This window comes from Psychrobacillus sp. NPDC093200, assembly GCF_050280345.1.
GTDB lineage: Bacteria > Bacillota > Bacilli > Bacillales_A > Planococcaceae > Psychrobacillus > Psychrobacillus faecigallinarum.
Window position 1 is genome coordinate 1,253,797 of record NZ_JBNNVC010000001.1, and the last position, 16,833, is coordinate 1,270,629.

A 16,833-nucleotide genomic window follows, 5' to 3' on the forward strand; every position below is an offset into this window, starting at 1 on the left:
GACCTTCTCGAATTTTTCGAGGAGGTTTTTTTTATAAAAGAAAGGCGGATATTCATGAAAAATTTAGTATCAATGAAAGATTTGTCAGTTGAACAAATACTAGCTATTTTAAAACAAGCACAAGCGTTTCGTGAAGGCGCCGTCTCAACTTTAAAAAACAAATATACAATGGCTAACTTATTCTTCGAACCGAGTACAAGAACGAAAATGAGCTTTGAAATGGCTGAAAGAAAGCTACAGCTGGAGGTGTTACCTTTTGATGCGGATTTTTCTAGTACATTAAAGGGTGAGACACTATATGACACAGTAAAAGTACTAGAATCTATAGGCTTGGATGCATTAGTTATAAGACATGAACAAAATAACTATTTCAATGAACTGGTAGGGAAAGTGAGACCTGCAATCATCAATGGAGGGGACGGAACTGGAAACCATCCCACTCAAAGCCTTTTAGATATCTTTACTATTTGGCAAGAATTTGGTGGATTGAAGGATAAAATAGTCACAATAGTAGGGGACATAGCGCATAGTAGAGTGGCAAGATCGAATGCAGATGCTTTAACTAGGCTAGGAGCTAAAATACATTTTGTGTGTCCACGTGAATGGCAAGCAGAATTTGAATCTACTAATAATTTTGATGATGTAATTGAAGTAAGTGATGTTTTAATGATGCTACGAGTGCAACATGAAAGGCACGATGGTTCGATATCATTTTCAAAGGAAGAATACCATCAATCCTATGGTCTGACTTTGGAGCGAGAAAGCAGGATGAAAGAAGGATCAATTATTATGCACCCTGCTCCGTTTAATCGTGATGTGGAAATTGCAAACGAATTAGTAGAATGTGAGCGTTCTAGAATTTTTAAGCAAATGGAAAATGGTGTTTATATCCGAATGGCTGTTATTGAGATGATCTTGAAAGGGAGAGAATAACATGACAAAAATAATTCAAAACGTTCAACTAGTAAACCAATCAGGTGAATTAGAAACTACTTCTGTTGTAGTTAAAGAAGGGAAAATAGCAGAAATCCACCCTACTCCAACTTTAGCAGAGGCACAAGTAATCGATGGTAAAGGAATGTTACTTTCAGCAGGTTTTATTGACGTACATGTGCATCTACGTGAGCCAGGTGGTGAACAAAAAGAAACGATTGAAACTGGTACAAAAGCTGCTGCAAAGGGTGGGTATACAACTATCTGTGCAATGCCTAACACTCGTCCAGTCCCAGATACAGCTGAAAACTTCTCTCATGTACTAAACTTAGTAGAAAAAAATGCACTTGTAAGAGTGCTTCCATATGCTTCAATTACAATACGCCAAGCTGGTAAAGAACGTACAGATATTGCTTCACTTAAAGAGCTTGGGGCATTTGCTTTAACCGATGACGGCGTGGGAGTACAGACGGCCGGGACAATGCTAGAAGCAATGCAAGAAGCAGCAAAGTACCATATTCCTGTAGTAGCGCACTGTGAGGATAATTCACTTTTATATGGTGGAGTAATGCATAAAGGGAAACGAAATGAAGAGCTTGGATTAAAAGGAATCCACTCTGTTTCAGAATCAGTACATATTGCGAGAGATATATTACTAGCTGAAGCTGCAGGTGCACATTATCACGTATGCCATGTTAGCACTAAGGAATCTGTTCGAGTGATACGAGACGCAAAGAAGGCAGGCATCCATGTAACGGCAGAAGTAAGTCCTCACCATTTAATACTTTGTGAGGAAGATATTCCATCCAATGATGCAACTTGGAAGATGAATCCCCCCTTAAGAGGAAGGGACGATATGATGGCATTGCGTGAGGGACTATTAGATGGAACATTAGATTTTATTGCGACAGATCATGCACCTCACACAGAGGAGGAAAAAGCACTAGGATTTGAAAAGGCTCCATTTGGAATCGTTGGATTAGAAACGGCATTTCCATTGTTATATACACATTTTGTGAAAACTGGAGAATGGACGTTAAAGCAACTTTTAGATTTCTTAACGATCAAACCGGCGAACGTGTTTGGCTTTGAATTCGGTAAGTTAGATATTGGAGCTCCAGCAGATTTAGTATTGATAGATTTAAATAAAGAACAAAAAATAGAAAAAGAAGCATTCTTATCTAAAGGGAAGAATACACCATTTGAAGGCTGGGTTTGTGCAGGTTGGCCACAAGTTACTATCTTTAACGGTGAAATCGTATGGCAGGAGGAACAAGCATGAAAACTAGATATTTAATATTAGAGGACGGTACGGTATTTAAGGGGAATGCTTTTGGAAGCGAAAAAGGAACTATTGGTGAGGTTATTTTCACTACAGCAATGACAGGCTATCAGGAATCTATTTCGGACCCATCCAATTGTAGTCAAATTCTGACTTTCACGTATCCAATGGTTGGTAACTACGGTATAAATCCAGACGATTTTGAAGCTATTGAAATAGGCTTGTCAGGAATCGTTGTTCGTGAATTAGCGGAGCATCCATCTAACTTTCGCAACCAAAGTACATTAGATGAATTTTTAACATTAAAAAATGTACCAGGAATTGAAGGAATAGATACGCGTAAGCTAACACGCATTATTCGAAAGCATGGTTCACTAAAGGGTAAGCTGACAAACGCTGGAGAAGAAGTAAATGTGGAAGAAATTGTAGCTATACTAAAAGCTATTGAAATACCTAAAAACGTAGTCGAGCAGTCATCTATTACTAGGCCGTATCCAAGTCCTGGACGTGGAAAACGAGTAGTATTAGTAGATTTTGGCATGAAGCATGGTATTTTAAGAGAGCTAAACAAGCGTGACTGTGACGTGATTGTAGTACCTTTCAACACATCAGCAAAAGAAATTCTAGCAATGCGTCCCGATGGGGTCATGTTATCTAACGGACCTGGGGACCCAACAGATATACCAGAAGCAATTGAGATGGTAAAGGACTTAATCGGTAACGTCCCGATCTTTGGAGTTTGTCTTGGTCATCAGTTAATTTCTTTAGCAAGTGGTGCCACTTCATTTAAATTAAAATTTGGTCATCGAGGTGGGAATCATCCAGTAAAAGACTTAACTACTGGAAGAACTGAGCTAACTTCTCAAAACCATGGCTATGCGATTGATGCAGATTCTATATCCAATACTGACCTTGAAATTACTCATGTAGCTTTAAATGATGGAACAGTTGAAGGTGTCAGACATAAAACATATCCTGTCTTCTGTGTACAGTTCCATCCGGAAGGTTCATGTGGACCAGAGGATTCCACACACTTATTTGATCAATTTATAGAGTTAATGAATAAAGAAAGCAAAAAGGAGACTTCACATGCCTAAACGTAAAGATATAAAAACTATTTTAGTAATCGGATCTGGTCCAATTGTAATCGGTCAAGCTGCAGAGTTTGACTATGCGGGGACACAAGCATGTATTTCCCTAAAAGAAGAAGGCTATAAAGTAATACTAGTTAACTCCAATCCCGCAACTATTATGACAGATACGGAAATTGCGGACAAAGTATATATTGAGCCAATAACTCTTCCATTCGTAAGTAAGATTATCCGTAAAGAGCGCCCAGATGCAATACTTCCGACTTTAGGCGGTCAAACTGGCTTAAACATGGCTATTCAGCTAGATGAATCTGGCATATTGGACGAGTTAGGGATAGAAATTCTTGGTACGAAGCTAGAAGCAATTCACAAAGCAGAGGACCGGGATTTGTTCAGAACATTAATGAATGAACTGAACGAGCCAGTACCTGAAAGTGACATTATCCACAATCTTGAGGAAGCAAAAACCTTTGTGGAGCGTATTGGATACCCAGTAATCGTAAGACCAGCATTCACATTAGGTGGAACTGGAGGGGGTATTTGCCATAATCATGCAGACCTAGTCGAAATCGTTACAAGTGGTTTAAAGTATAGTCCCGTGACTCAATGTCTATTGGAGAAATCCATTGCTGGCTATAAAGAAATAGAATATGAGGTAATGAGAGATTCTTCTGACAATGCAATCGTCGTATGTAATATGGAAAACGTAGACCCAGTAGGGATTCATACTGGAGATTCAATTGTAGTGGCTCCGACACAAACATTATCTGATCGTGAAAACCAAATGCTTCGAAATGTATCCTTAAAGATTATTCGTGCTTTGAAAATAGAAGGTGGATGTAACGTACAACTTGCTTTAGATCCACATAGCTTCAATTACTATATTATTGAGGTTAACCCACGTGTAAGCCGTTCATCTGCGCTTGCTTCAAAGGCGACAGGTTATCCAATTGCAAAGCTCGCAGCAAAAATAGCGGTAGGACTTACATTAGATGAAATGATGAATCCTGTCACTGGAAAAACATATGCTTGCTTCGAGCCAGCTTTAGATTATATTGTAGCGAAAATACCTAGATGGCCATTTGACAAATTTGAATCAGCTAAACGTAATCTTGGAACCCAAATGAAGGCAACAGGAGAAGTAATGTCCCTTGGTCGTACTTTTGAAGAAGCAATTCTAAAATCAGTTCGCTCTTTGGAAACAGGTCACTTTCATCTTGAAATGAAAAATAGTGATTCTATTACAGATGAATGGATTGCTAAGAGAATTCGCCGCGCAGGAGATGAGCGCTTATTCTTTATCGGTGAAGCTTTACGCCGTGGAGTGACAATCGAGCAAATTCATGCGTGGAGTCAAATTGATTTATTTTTCTTAAATAAATTACAAAATATCGTTAAATATGAAAAGGTAATTCAAGATAATCCTTTCAATAAGGAAATTTTATATAAATCAAAGAGAATGGGTTTTGCAGACAAAACAATCGCAAAATATTGGAATGTGAAAGAGATAGAAGTATATAACTTTAAAAAGGAAAGCGGTATTGTCCCAGTTTATAAAATGGTAGATACATGTGCAGGAGAGTTTGAATCAGAAACGCCTTATTTCTATGGAACGTATGAAGAGGAAAATGAATCTATTCGTACGGATAAAGAAAGCGTGATTGTGCTTGGTTCTGGTCCAATTAGAATCGGGCAAGGTGTAGAATTCGACTATGCAACTGTTCACTCTGTATGGGCGATAAAAGAAGCCGGTTATGAAGCAATTATTATCAATAACAATCCAGAGACAGTTTCGACTGATTTCTCTATTTCAGATAAATTATACTTTGAACCGTTAACTGTGGAAGACGTTATGCATATCGTGGATCTTGAGCAGCCAAAAGGTGTAGTTGTACAGTTTGGTGGTCAAACAGCGATAAACCTAGCAGAAGCATTAGAAGAAAGAGGAGTAAAAATACTAGGTACTACTTTAGAGGATATCGATCGAGCAGAAAACCGTAATAAATTTGAATCTGCTCTTCACGAAATTGGAATACCTCAACCACTAGGTAAAACTGCAGTATCTGTAGAAGAAGCAATTGAAATTGCTAATGAAATTGGTTACCCGGTATTAGTGAGACCTTCTTATGTTCTTGGTGGACGCGCAATGCAAATCGTTTATAACGAAGATGAGATAAAGCACTATATGGAAAATGCTGTAGAAGCGAGCCCTGAAAAGCCGGTTCTAATCGACCGTTATTTAACTGGAACAGAGGTTGAAGTAGATGCAATCTGTGATGGAGAGAATGTCTTAATACCCGGTATTATGGAGCATATTGAGCGAGCAGGAGTCCATTCAGGCGATTCTATTGCCGTATATCCACCACAAAAGTTATCTCAAAAGCATATAGACACCCTGGTTGACTACACAACAAGGCTTGCTAGAGGCTTAAAAATCGTAGGTCTGATGAATATTCAATATGTAATTTCTAAAGATGAGGTTTATGTGATTGAGGTAAACCCACGCTCAAGCCGTACTGTACCATTTTTAAGTAAAATAACCTCTATACCAATGGCAAACATTGCAACAAAAGCGATCCTAGGACACTCTATTGTTGAACAGGGATACAAAACAGGACTGGCACCAAATAGTCCAGGAGTATTCGTAAAAGTACCAGTTTTCAGTTTTGCTAAGCTTCGTAGAGTTGATATTACACTAGGACCTGAGATGAAATCAACAGGAGAGGTAATGGGGAAAGATATAACACTAGAAAAAGCACTTTATAAAGGCTTAGTGGCAGCAGGTATGGAAATTAAAGATCATGGATCTGTACTAATGACTATTTCTGACAAAGATAAAGAGGAAGCAACAGATATTGCTAAGCGTTTTCACGCAATTGGATTCCGTATCATTGCGACAGAAGGGACGGCAAAAGCGATTCTATCCGCAGGTATTCCAGTAGATATCGTAGACAAAATTGGCTCGAAGGGAACTACTTTATTAGATGTGATACAAAAAGGGGAAGCTCAATTTGTTATTAACACTTTGACGAAAGGAATGCAGCCAGAGCGTGATGGCTTCCGTATTCGAAGAGAGTCAGTCGAAAATGGAATACCTTGCTTAACTTCATTAGATACTGCAGAAGCTATGGTTCGAGTAATTGAGTCGATGAGTTTTTCTACAGATACGATGAAATTACAGGAGGTTCGCGCATGATTAGACAAGAGCAAATGTACGTTGTACATCAGCAAAAGATAGCAACGAACATTTTTGAGCTTACATTAAAAGGTCAGCTCGTGCAGGATATGAAACAGCCAGGCCAATTCGTTCATATACGAGTGTCTGATCAAATAGAACCTTTATTGCGTAGACCAATTAGTATTTGTTCTATAAACAATGAAGCTTTAGAGTTTACAATGATTTATCGTGCAGAGGGAAGTGGAACAGTTCTACTTTCGAAGAAAAAACCAGGGGATATTGTAGATGTGCTTGGTCCCTTAGGTCAAGGTTTTCCTTTAGATAAAATTACAGCTGGAGAGAAAGCTCTGCTAGTAGGTGGGGGTATTGGTGTTCCACCTCTTTATGAACTGTCCAAAAGACTGGTGGAAAGAGGTGTGCAACCCATCCACGTATTGGGCTTTCAATCGCTAGATGTTGTTTTTTATGAGGAGCTGTTTAAACAACTAGGTGAAACTTATATAGTAACAGTAGACGGAAGCTATGGACATAAAGGATTTGTCACAAACGTTTTAGACAAAATTGCTGACGACTTTGTCATATATTATAGCTGCGGTCCGACTCCTATGCTTGCAGCACTTGAAAAAATGTATCCACATAAAGAAGGCTATCTTTCTTTTGAGCAACGTATGGGCTGCGGTATCGGAGCATGCTTTGCTTGTGTATGCGAAACAACGGAAAAAACGGATGTTGACTATTTGAAGGTTTGTTCTGATGGTCCAGTCTTCCAGTCAGGAGTGATTCGAGTATGAACAGATTAGCGGTAGAGTTACCAGGTCTGTCGTTAAAAAATCCAATAATGCCAGCTTCTGGGTGCTTCGGATTTGGTAAAGAGTATGCACAGCTTTATGATTTGTCTAAATTAGGTGCAGTTATGATAAAAGCTACCACACTAGAAACTAGACTAGGAAATCCCACTCCTCGTGTCGCAGAAACTCCTGCGGGAATGCTTAATGCAATTGGATTACAAAACCCTGGTCTTACAAAGGTAATGGCAAATGAGCTTCCTTGGTTAGAGCAATTTGATGTACCCATTATCGCAAATGTTGCTGGCACCTTAACGGAGGATTACGTTGCAGTTGCGGAAGCTATTTCCAAAGCTCCAAATGTGCATGCACTTGAGTTGAATATATCTTGTCCAAACGTTAAACAAGGTGGAATTACGTTTGGAACAGACCCTCAAATAGCAGAAGAGCTGACAAAAGCAGTTAAAGCAGTATCTTCTGTAGCTGTGTATGTGAAGCTGTCTCCGAATGTCACAAACGTTGTAGAAATTGCCAAAGCTGTGGAAGCCGGTGGTGCAGATGGTATAACAATGATTAATACTTTACTTGGTTTACGGTTGGATACTCGAACGGGCCGTCCTGTTATTGCTAATGTAACAGGCGGTCTCTCTGGCCCTGCTATTAAGCCTGTTGCATTACGCATGGTATATGACGTTGCTAATCAAGTTTCACTACCTATTATCGGAATGGGTGGGGTATCTAACATAGATGATGTTATTGACTTCTTATCTGCAGGGGCAAGCGCAGTCGCTATTGGAACAGCTAACTTTGTTGATCCATTCATTTGTCCGTCGTTAATCGAGCAGTTACCTGATAAGCTTGACGAGCTAGGGTATGAAACAGTAAACGATTTAGTTGGAAGGAGCCATCGATCATGATAAACAATCCGATTATTGCATTAGACTTTGCTTCTGCTGAGGAAGTGTACAGTTTTTTAACCCCCTTTAACGAATCTCTCTTTGTTAAGGTAGGAATGGAACTTTACATGCAGGAAGGCCCAGCTATAGTTTATAAGCTGAAGGAAATGGGGCATGATGTATTTCTCGATTTAAAGCTACATGATATTCCAAACACAGTTGGCCAAGCTATGAAAGGACTAGCTCGTTTAGGAGTCGATCTTATCAATGTTCATGCTGCTGGAGGAGAGGCAATGATGATTAAAGCTCGTGAAGGACTGGAAGCGGGAACCCAAGCTGGAAAAATGAGACCTGCTATTATCGGCGTTACTCAGTTAACCTCTACATCAGAGCAACAAATGCAGGAGGAGCAGCTTATCAATACTTCTTTGGAGGAATCTGTCCTTCATTATGCTAGGCTTTCAAAAAAAGCGGGATTAGATGGAGTGGTATGCTCTGTGCTCGAGGCAAAAAAAATAGTTGAATCTTGTGGGGAAGGCTTTTTACGAGTGACACCAGGTATACGACTTTCTTCTGGAGATGCACACGACCAGGTAAGAGTGGCAACTCCCTCTAATGCTAGAAAGCAAGGCTCATCTCACATTGTAGTTGGACGTGCTATCACAAAGGCGGATAATCCAGTTGAGGCTTACAAAACTATCTTTAATATGTGGGAGGAATACGCATGAAACTTGATCATAAAATTGCAAAGGCACTACTTGAGGTAGGAGCAGTAGAGTTACAGCCAAACAACCTTTTTACTTGGGCTTCAGGCATTAAATCACCAATCTATTGTGATAATCGTATAACTATGTCTTCTCCAGCCATTCGGAAAGAAATTGCAAATGGCCTTGCAGAAGCCATTAACAACAATTTCCCGGGGACAGAAGCAGTAGCGGGAACAGCCACAGCTGGTATTCCTCATGCTGCATGGGTAAGTGATGTGTTAGACCTTCCTATGCTGTACGTACGGTCGAAGGCAAAGGAACATGGTAGGGGAAATCAAATTGAAGGAAAAGTAGTACCCGGTCAAAGGGTAGTAGTCATTGAGGATTTAATATCCACAGGTGGCAGTAGCTTAACAGCTGTAGAAGCGTTAAGAAAATCAGGATTAGAAGTACTTGGAGTTGTAAGTATTTTTACATATGGACTTCCAAAGGCAGAGGATTCGTTTAATGAAGTAGGTATTAACTTTATTAGCTTGACTAATTATGACGCTTTAGTTGATGCAGCATATGAGGTAGGCACAATTGCGGAGGCAGATATACCTATGCTTTCTAAATGGCAAAATGATTTAAAGCACGGCTTGTTGAAATAATTTACTTCCCCGGAGATGTTAGAGGTTTGTAAAACATTCCGGGGTTTTAATGTTAAGTATTATTGTTATATTTATATGGGAAATTAAGTACTAATAAATTTTAACAAAAAAACCTCTGTAATTGACCTTCACAAGAAGCTATATCTTTAAAATTTTCGCTTCCATATGAAGAAATCTTTAGATTAACCGCAACTTCATCGCTATTCTCAGATAATCTTTTTATCCACCTTTTAAATAATTACATTCTTTTACCCAACTTGTTATAAAAACCTTAAGTACTAAAGATGATATGTTCCAAATTATGGATTAAAATTGGTGAACTTAACTTAAGTTTATTATTATTTAATAGGTAAAAAAACATAAGAAAGCCAAGACATACGAGAATGAATATGGTATATTTTTAATAATATTAAAAATAATTCAAACAAAGGATGTCGGTCGCAATTATGTCAAACACAAAAATATTAAAATGGGTTACAGGAGGATTGGAGGCACTTTTAGGGATACCAGTTCTAGGTGGAATTATAATCATGAGCTTTCTCTGGATACCTTTGGTAATTATGTTGGCTTTGCATATCGTTACCCTTGTCATAACGAAAAAAGAGGGAGGGGAAACTACGACTGGGAGTATTCTTGGAATAGTAACCTCTTGTATCGGCTTTATACCTATTGTTGGAATGATAATGCATATTATAACAGCCGTCATATTAATGCTTGAAGCGTCTAAGCCAGATGTTCACAAAGAAAGCATGTTCAACGAAGAGTTTTAAAAATATAAATAAAGACATACACTTAGCTTAGAGAAGGTGTATGTCTTTATTTGTTTATCCTAAACCCTAAAAATCAAGTGGAAAGAGGTGATGAATAGAGAATTTCCTTTCCCGTACTCTTATGGGCATATATATAACCCCCTAAAGCTTTTCTATGTATTGGAGATATAATTACTTATAAATGTACAAAAATAGGGTTATGTTAGCTGGAGGACTATAAAAAGATGTATGAAAAGTATTCCCCCAAGTTTTGTTTATAGAATTTTTATTGCTTTCTTCTTAAACCAGTAGTATTTATCAAAAAATAATCCTTAATCAATTGGCCAATTTGTTCTTCATTAAGAAGATAACAGAAGGAGTTTTAGTATGATACGTGGCAGGAAGACGAAATGGGCTATTCCAATTTTAGCGATAATCAGTATTGAAATATTTTACATTATTATTCTCATAACCGGTTCATCAATTAGTAACTTCTTTTGGGAAGGTACCTATATGCCAACATTACTTTCCTTCATTCCCCTTGCGCTAGTTCTTACTATTTATTTTTCGTGGATAAAAAAATGGAGCTTTTATGGATTTAATCTCCAACTTAAAAGTGAAAGTCTCGTCTTTTTTTTACCACTTATTTTAGTAATCGTTATATTAAGCAATCAAGATTTTTCTAAAGAATCATTTTTAATGACCACTTTCCTTATTGCTTATGCTATATTAATCAGCTTTGTGTTACTAGGCATATTTATTGGGATAGTGGTTACCACTTTATTACCTTTAGGCAACATAGCTGCCATCTTAGCTTCAGGAATATTGTATTCACAAGATGGGTGGTTTCTTCTCCTAACAGGCAACAATCTGACTGAGACGAGTGTTCATATTGTTTTATGCTTTTTGTTAGGCATTGTACTGGCTCAAGTATTTGTAATCACTCGAAATTTATATCCTTTATTTGTATTTCAAAGTTTATTTTCCTTGATTAATACAATGAGTATAGAGTCTTTCAATTTGTGGAGAGAGGGACTGGTTATATCATTCCTAGCTGTAACAGTGATTTTTCTATGTTTTTCTATTAGAAAAGATGAGAGTCTTGTAAGTCGATCATTCAATGAATCAACATTATGATTTGTAATAGGAAAAGAGATGAGAAATCATTTCTTTTCCTTCTCTTATTGGAGGGCAAATTTGTTTTCGATAGCCTTACGATTGTAAGATTAGCGATTTAACATTTAACTATACCTCGCTAATTTGCAATATATTAAGTACAAAAAAAGAAGGCTCGAGACATTAAGTCCAAGCCCCCATAAGTAAGGAAGTTATTTAGTGTAATTATCAAAGTAGCCCTGAATATATATCATTGGAGTACCCTTATCTCCACTACCTGAGGTTAAATCAGAAAGCGATCCAATAAGGTCTGTTAATCTTCTAGGAGTAGTGCCTTGCGCCTCCATTGCACCAACGAGATCATCACCTTTGTTGTTAATATGCTCGGTAATTGCTTTTTTCAGTTCTTCGCCTCTCAAATGTGCAAAATTATTATCGGCAAGATATTTTAATTTTACTTCGTTTGGTGTCCCTTCTAATCCAGCAGTAAAGGCAGGTGAAACAACTGGATCAGCAAGCTCCCAAATATGTCCGACCGGATCTTTAAATGCTCCGTCTCCGTATACCATTACTTCCACATGTTTACCTGTTTTTTCTTTAAGCATATCTTGAATATTATCAACAATTGGTTGGCAATTACGCGGGAATAACTTTACACTATCTTCAGTGGATTTGTTGGACCCAAGTAAACCATATTCTTCATTAAAGCCACTTCCATCTACTGAATCAGAGAGTAAGTTATCCAGGCTATAAATTTTTTCTCCGCCATTGGATTTAAGGATTTTTTTCGTTCTAAATCTCGAATGAATATCACAAGTTAGTACGTTCTTAGTATAATCCAAAATAGATTTCGGGTTGTTAGAGAATATTACTTCACATTCAACTCCATATTCTTCTATTAGAGATTTATAGTAAGCAATGTAATCTACTCCAGTAAAAGGATGTAGCTTATAACCAAAGTGGTCACGGAATTGTTTTTCTGTAAGAACATCAGTCCAAGGGTTAACTCCCTTTTCATCTAACTCATCGATATCTACTAGATGATTACCGACTTCATCTGAGGGGTAGCTAAGCATCAAAACAATTTTCTTCGTACCTTTTGCAATACCACGTAGAACGACCGCGAAACGGTTACGACTTAGAATAGGGAAAATAACACCCAGTGTGGTGTCTCCAAATTTTGAATGAACATCTTTTGCAATTTGGTCAATGGTTGCATAATTTCCTTGAGCACGTGCAACGATCGATTCAGTCACTGTCACGATATCTTGATCGTTAATAGAAAAACCTTCCACTTCTGAAGCTTTTAAAACGCTATCTACAACAATCTCTTCAATATTGTCACCTTTATTTATAATAGGGCCACGAAGACCTCTAACAACTGTACCAACTACTCTTTCCAAATTGAACGCTCCTTCAACTGTAATATATATATATTATTTCCACTTGTAATATTACTCAATACAATGATATAAGTAAAATTAATATATATAATAATAGATATAAGAGGTGCTTATATGTCAGAGAAACTGGATTTATATAAAATATTTTGTGTGGTTAGTAAAAGTAGTAGCTTCTCAAAGGCTGCAAAAGATTTGTTTATGACACAACCAGCAATTAGCCAAGCAATTATGCAACTTGAAAGAGAACTAGACACAAGGTTGTTTTATCGAACAACTAAGGGAGTAACTTTGACAACAGAGGGCTCTGTATTGTTTGAATATGCTAGCTCTGCCTTGAAACTAATTGATACAGGGGAGGAAAAAATACTAGAATTTAAAAATCTAACAGCAGGGGAGCTTAAAATTGGGGTAGGAGATACAATTTCACGATTTTTCTTGCTCCCTTACTTAGAAGAATTTCATAATAAATATCCTAGTATTAAATTTACAATTGTGAATGGTACAACAACAGAGCTTTGTGCCATCTTAAAAGCAGGCGAGGTGGATATTGCTTTTTGCAATTTTCCAGTAGAGGACGATAGTCTTGGACAAAGACCTTGCTTAGAGGTGCAGGACATTTTTGTTTATGGGGAAAAGTTTAATAAAGTCTTGTCAAAGCCAATTAGTTTAAATGAGCTAGTAAAATTACCTTTAATATTTCTCGAGTCAAAATCTATTTCTAGACGATATGTAGAAGATTATATGCTCACAAAAGGAGTGAAAATTTCTCCCGAGTTTGAATTGGGTTCTCATGATTTACTATTAGAATTTGCTAAAATAAACCTAGGTATTGCTTGTGTGACTAAACAATTTGCTAAAGAATATTTAAATAAGGGAATATTAAAAGAGGTGCAATTAAAAGAGGACATACCTAAAAGAAATATAGGGGTATGCTTTTTAAAAAGAGTACCCCTATCAACAGCTGCCACAAAATTTGTCGACTTAATCGAATAGGTTAGATAAAAGAGGCTTGGACAAAACTTGTCTTTTAAATTCAAAACCCCCGGAAATTTTATCATTCGTAAAATTTTCGGGGGTTTGTTCTTTTATCCAATTCGTAGCAGTTTTTGCTCTTATCACTAGACATCTGATTCATTAAATAAAATTAAATAAGTTTTATCAACAAATAGACGCCTTTAAAAATAGACTGAATACCTTTTAAAGAAAAAATTTAAAATTTCAGAAAAATATAGACATGTTAGGTTATCTTACATTATAATAATGTATTATTAAAAAGGAGGAATTGAATGGTTAAATTTACAGCTATGTTATCGATCATCCCAAAAGCCTTGCAAGTTTTTTTAAATCTCTGTTTAGTCCTCTTGGCATTTATATTAGCATTTTTGCTAATGAAGGAACTTACAATTTTTATCCAAATGTTAGTCACTGTAGGTACCAGCGACTATAAGATGTTCCTTGCTAACATCCTCATATTCTTTTTATATTTTGAGTTCATCACCATGATTGTGAAGTATTTCAAAGAAGACTACCACTTTCCTCTCAGGTATTTTTTATACGTAGGTATTACCGCTATGATTCGCCTCATTATTGTAGAACATGATCACCCTATTGATACACTTCTTTACTCGCTAGTTATTCTCATTTTAATTGTAGGATATTTTATTATGAATATCACTCCTTTGGAAAGACCGAATAATCCGTGGTTTATAAAAAAAGGAGAAGAAGGGAGAGTTTTTGGGCTAGAGGGTAAAAATGAAGGTACTTGATAGCAGTCACCTTAAATATATTTTTTTCATAAAAAAAGACAAAGGCAGTTGAACAACAGGGCTTCCTTTTGATCAACTAGCTTTGTCTAAATTTGTAAGGTATTAGGTGTTTGAGTTTTTCTTAAGAATAAATTTAGTAGACTATACCATTGCGTGTATGGGTTTTGGTAAAATCTTCATCAGCAGGGTCAAAGTAATCTTCACTAAAGCTTGCTATAAATTTGTTTTCTTTAATATAGCCAGCCCCCCAGGTTGGATCCATAGTTAACCAACTGTCATCCACCCTTGCCTCAACCCAAGCATGCCTATCTGTTGTGTATCCTTCTACAAAGCGAGCCTCAATATGGACTGCTCGTAAAAGGGCAATTGTTAAATAGGCATAGTCCTGACAAACTCCCGTTTTTAACTCCAGCGTTTTTAAAGCGCTATCATCCCAATTAAAATCTTCATTTTGAAATTTAGTAACGTCGTAGGAAATATTGTTTGCAACAAAGTCATAGATGGCTTTTGTTTTATCTCTTTCGGAAACTTTGTCTTTTATGAGATTGTTTGCTAGTTCAATAATTTGAGGTGAATCTGATTCTACTCCTCTAGAAGGAAGGATATCTCGTTTATCTTGTTCTATAGTTGAAAGTACTTCAAATTTTGCTACCTCATAGTATCTAAAAAAGTTATTCTTTGTGCTAGTGATTTCAGGAACGCTAATAGAAATCTCATATTTTCCAGGACCAAACCTCAAGTAAAAAGAATGATCAAATGCATAATTACTAATAGGAATTACTTCTAAGGCTTGGTCTTCTCCTTTTTTAGTTTGTACATAGAGGTGAGTTGTTTCCGCTGATAGTAACGCTTCTGGATCGATAAAACCTTTTATATGAAATTTATGCCCGCTAACGCTACTAGCATAGATGGGCTCTAATAGATTAACTCCTCGTTCGGTATATAGGGAGGAGTAATGAATAGGCTCCATTTCTTCAATAGATGTATTTTCTATGAGTAAATCTGTTGCAGTTTTGTAATAGTTTTCTTTATCTGAATCAGGAATCATTACCTCTAGTGTATGTAATCCTTGACCATATAAAAGGGGGATCTTAGTAGTAAAAGTTCCATTTTTAACAGGAATCACTTTGCTCCATATCTGGCCATCCTTAGTCAACCGAACCATAATATCTTGGTAACCTGCGGCTTTCAGGATTTCCCCGTTCAATGTAAATACACCATCTTCTGCTACTACGTAACTAACCTTAGTATCAAGACCTAGTCCAGCTTCTAAACCAAGTGGTGTATAAGTAACGTCTCTTATCCTTTCTGGGCTGATATTAATAACCTCAAAGTTTGCTGTATCATAATAATAGTTTTCTCGCTCCGTGCTAGGAACTTGAACTTTTATTTTATATTTTCCTTCTCCGTTAAAAAAATGAACTGTTTGATTGAATTCCCCATCATTAATAGGAACGAAATAATTCTGTTCTTTTCCTGCAACTCCTACTTTTTCTGCTTGGATGTTAATCCATATATAGTGTGATTTTAAGTCATCTATTTTATCTGTTTTCCCAGCAATGGTGATTTCTCCATTAGCAGAAAATTTCTTGTATTTTGGTTCAGAAAAAGTAATACCAAGCTCGCTTGCATTAGGGGATGTGATATCAAGCGGGAGGAGGTTTATGCTTTTGTTTTTTTCTTCTACTATCGCTTCATAATCATCTTCTTGCATAGCTATAGGCACAGTCTGCTCTTTTGTTAAGGGTTTTTCAAGAGAGCTGGAATCTTTATTGCAAGCTGTTAGAAAACATAGTAGGAAAAGTAGGGAAATTCGTGCTAACCAAGGCTTCATAGAGTTCCTCCTTTCATTTCTAGAGAACTTCTTCTTATAACCATTCTCTCATAAAAAATGGAAAAAGAGAGAATTATTTTAATCTCATTTATTCAAACACTAATTGAACTTATTTAAAATTATATGCGTTTTAAATGTGCCCGCTTCTTGAGCAGGGAGAAAAATCATCCCAACTCATGTGAAGTTCTACAAAGTCGTTTAGCTCACTGAGGACAGACGCATCGATTGATTAGCTAGACACTTAATAATTCGAATTTACTTATTAAGTACTATTGAAGAAGTGGATTAAATGTGAGTATATACCTTGTAAACCATAAAAAAATGACAAAAATATGAACAAAAGATTAAATAATATTGAAAATTTTATGAAAAAGATTGGTATATATAAACAAAAAGAATTTGTAGAGGTATACTTATTGTGAATTAATTCACATTGTTTAATG

General features: G+C 36.8%; 14 protein-coding genes. 12 read left to right on the forward strand and 2 right to left on the reverse strand.

Translation table 11 applies throughout. The features are described from left to right. The first annotated feature begins 54 nt into the window (after positions 1–54). The 10 genes from ACQKNZ_RS06095 (at position 55) to ACQKNZ_RS06140 (ending at position 11,408) form a co-directional block, all read left to right on the forward strand. Positions 55–933: an aspartate carbamoyltransferase catalytic subunit gene (locus tag ACQKNZ_RS06095; RefSeq protein ID WP_427658600.1), complete on the forward strand. Its 879-nt coding sequence runs from the start codon at positions 55–57 to the stop codon at positions 931–933. A gap of 1 nt (position 934) precedes the next feature. Then, on the forward strand, positions 935–2,215 hold the full coding sequence (locus ACQKNZ_RS06100) for a dihydroorotase (RefSeq protein WP_427658602.1): 1,281 nt from the start codon (positions 935–937) through the stop codon (positions 2,213–2,215). Next, the gene (locus ACQKNZ_RS06105) at positions 2,212–3,312 is read left to right on the forward strand and encodes a carbamoyl phosphate synthase small subunit (protein ID WP_154311174.1); all 1,101 of its coding nucleotides are present in this window, start codon (positions 2,212–2,214) and stop codon (positions 3,310–3,312) included. The genes ACQKNZ_RS06100 and ACQKNZ_RS06105 overlap by 4 nt, the downstream gene beginning before the upstream one ends. Further along, entirely contained in the window at positions 3,305–6,502 is a 3,198-nt protein-coding gene (carB, locus tag ACQKNZ_RS06110; RefSeq protein ID WP_427658605.1) for a carbamoyl-phosphate synthase large subunit, read from the forward strand. The genes ACQKNZ_RS06105 and carB overlap by 8 nt, the downstream gene beginning before the upstream one ends. Beyond that, a complete protein-coding gene (locus ACQKNZ_RS06115; RefSeq protein ID WP_427658607.1) occupies positions 6,499–7,275 on the forward strand; it encodes a dihydroorotate dehydrogenase electron transfer subunit in 777 nt (258 codons plus the stop codon). The genes carB and ACQKNZ_RS06115 overlap by 4 nt, the downstream gene beginning before the upstream one ends. Next, positions 7,272–8,186: a dihydroorotate dehydrogenase gene (locus ACQKNZ_RS06120; protein WP_154311171.1), complete on the forward strand. Its 915-nt coding sequence runs from the start codon at positions 7,272–7,274 to the stop codon at positions 8,184–8,186. Before ACQKNZ_RS06115 ends, ACQKNZ_RS06120 begins: the two co-directional genes overlap by 4 nt. Further along, a complete protein-coding gene (pyrF, locus tag ACQKNZ_RS06125; RefSeq protein WP_154311170.1) occupies positions 8,183–8,893 on the forward strand; it encodes an orotidine-5'-phosphate decarboxylase in 711 nt (236 codons plus the stop codon). Before ACQKNZ_RS06120 ends, pyrF begins: the two co-directional genes overlap by 4 nt. After that, positions 8,890–9,522, forward strand: a complete 633-nt coding sequence (gene pyrE / locus ACQKNZ_RS06130; RefSeq protein WP_427658610.1) for an orotate phosphoribosyltransferase — start codon at positions 8,890–8,892, stop codon at positions 9,520–9,522. The genes pyrF and pyrE overlap by 4 nt, the downstream gene beginning before the upstream one ends. A gap of 446 nt (positions 9,523–9,968) precedes the next feature. Further along, a complete protein-coding gene (locus ACQKNZ_RS06135; RefSeq protein ID WP_154311168.1) occupies positions 9,969–10,292 on the forward strand; it encodes a hypothetical protein in 324 nt (107 codons plus the stop codon). Between the two features lie 366 nt (positions 10,293–10,658). Then, a complete protein-coding gene (locus tag ACQKNZ_RS06140) occupies positions 10,659–11,408 on the forward strand; it encodes a hypothetical protein (protein WP_154311167.1) in 750 nt (249 codons plus the stop codon). Positions 11,409–11,599: 191 nt separating this feature from the next. Here ACQKNZ_RS06140 and ACQKNZ_RS06145 read toward each other — a convergent pair whose 3' ends face one another. Further along, positions 11,600–12,790 carry a coenzyme F420-0:L-glutamate ligase gene (locus tag ACQKNZ_RS06145; protein ID WP_340862863.1) on the reverse strand — a complete coding sequence of 397 codons (1,191 nt, stop codon included), beginning with the start codon at positions 12,788–12,790 and terminating at the stop codon, positions 11,600–11,602. 114 nt (positions 12,791–12,904) lie between these two features. On the opposite strand from ACQKNZ_RS06145, the gene ACQKNZ_RS06150 reads away from it, so the two are divergent. Then, positions 12,905–13,783: a LysR family transcriptional regulator gene (locus tag ACQKNZ_RS06150; protein WP_154311165.1), complete on the forward strand. Its 879-nt coding sequence runs from the start codon at positions 12,905–12,907 to the stop codon at positions 13,781–13,783. 293 nt (positions 13,784–14,076) lie between these two features. Then, the gene (psiE, locus tag ACQKNZ_RS06155) at positions 14,077–14,556 is read left to right on the forward strand and encodes a phosphate-starvation-inducible protein PsiE (RefSeq protein WP_154311164.1); all 480 of its coding nucleotides are present in this window, start codon (positions 14,077–14,079) and stop codon (positions 14,554–14,556) included. 133 nt (positions 14,557–14,689) lie between these two features. Here psiE and ACQKNZ_RS06160 read toward each other — a convergent pair whose 3' ends face one another. Next, positions 14,690–16,390: a transglutaminase domain-containing protein gene (locus tag ACQKNZ_RS06160; RefSeq protein ID WP_427658613.1), complete on the reverse strand. Its 1,701-nt coding sequence runs from the start codon at positions 16,388–16,390 to the stop codon at positions 14,690–14,692. Positions 16,391–16,833: the final 443 nt, after the last annotated feature.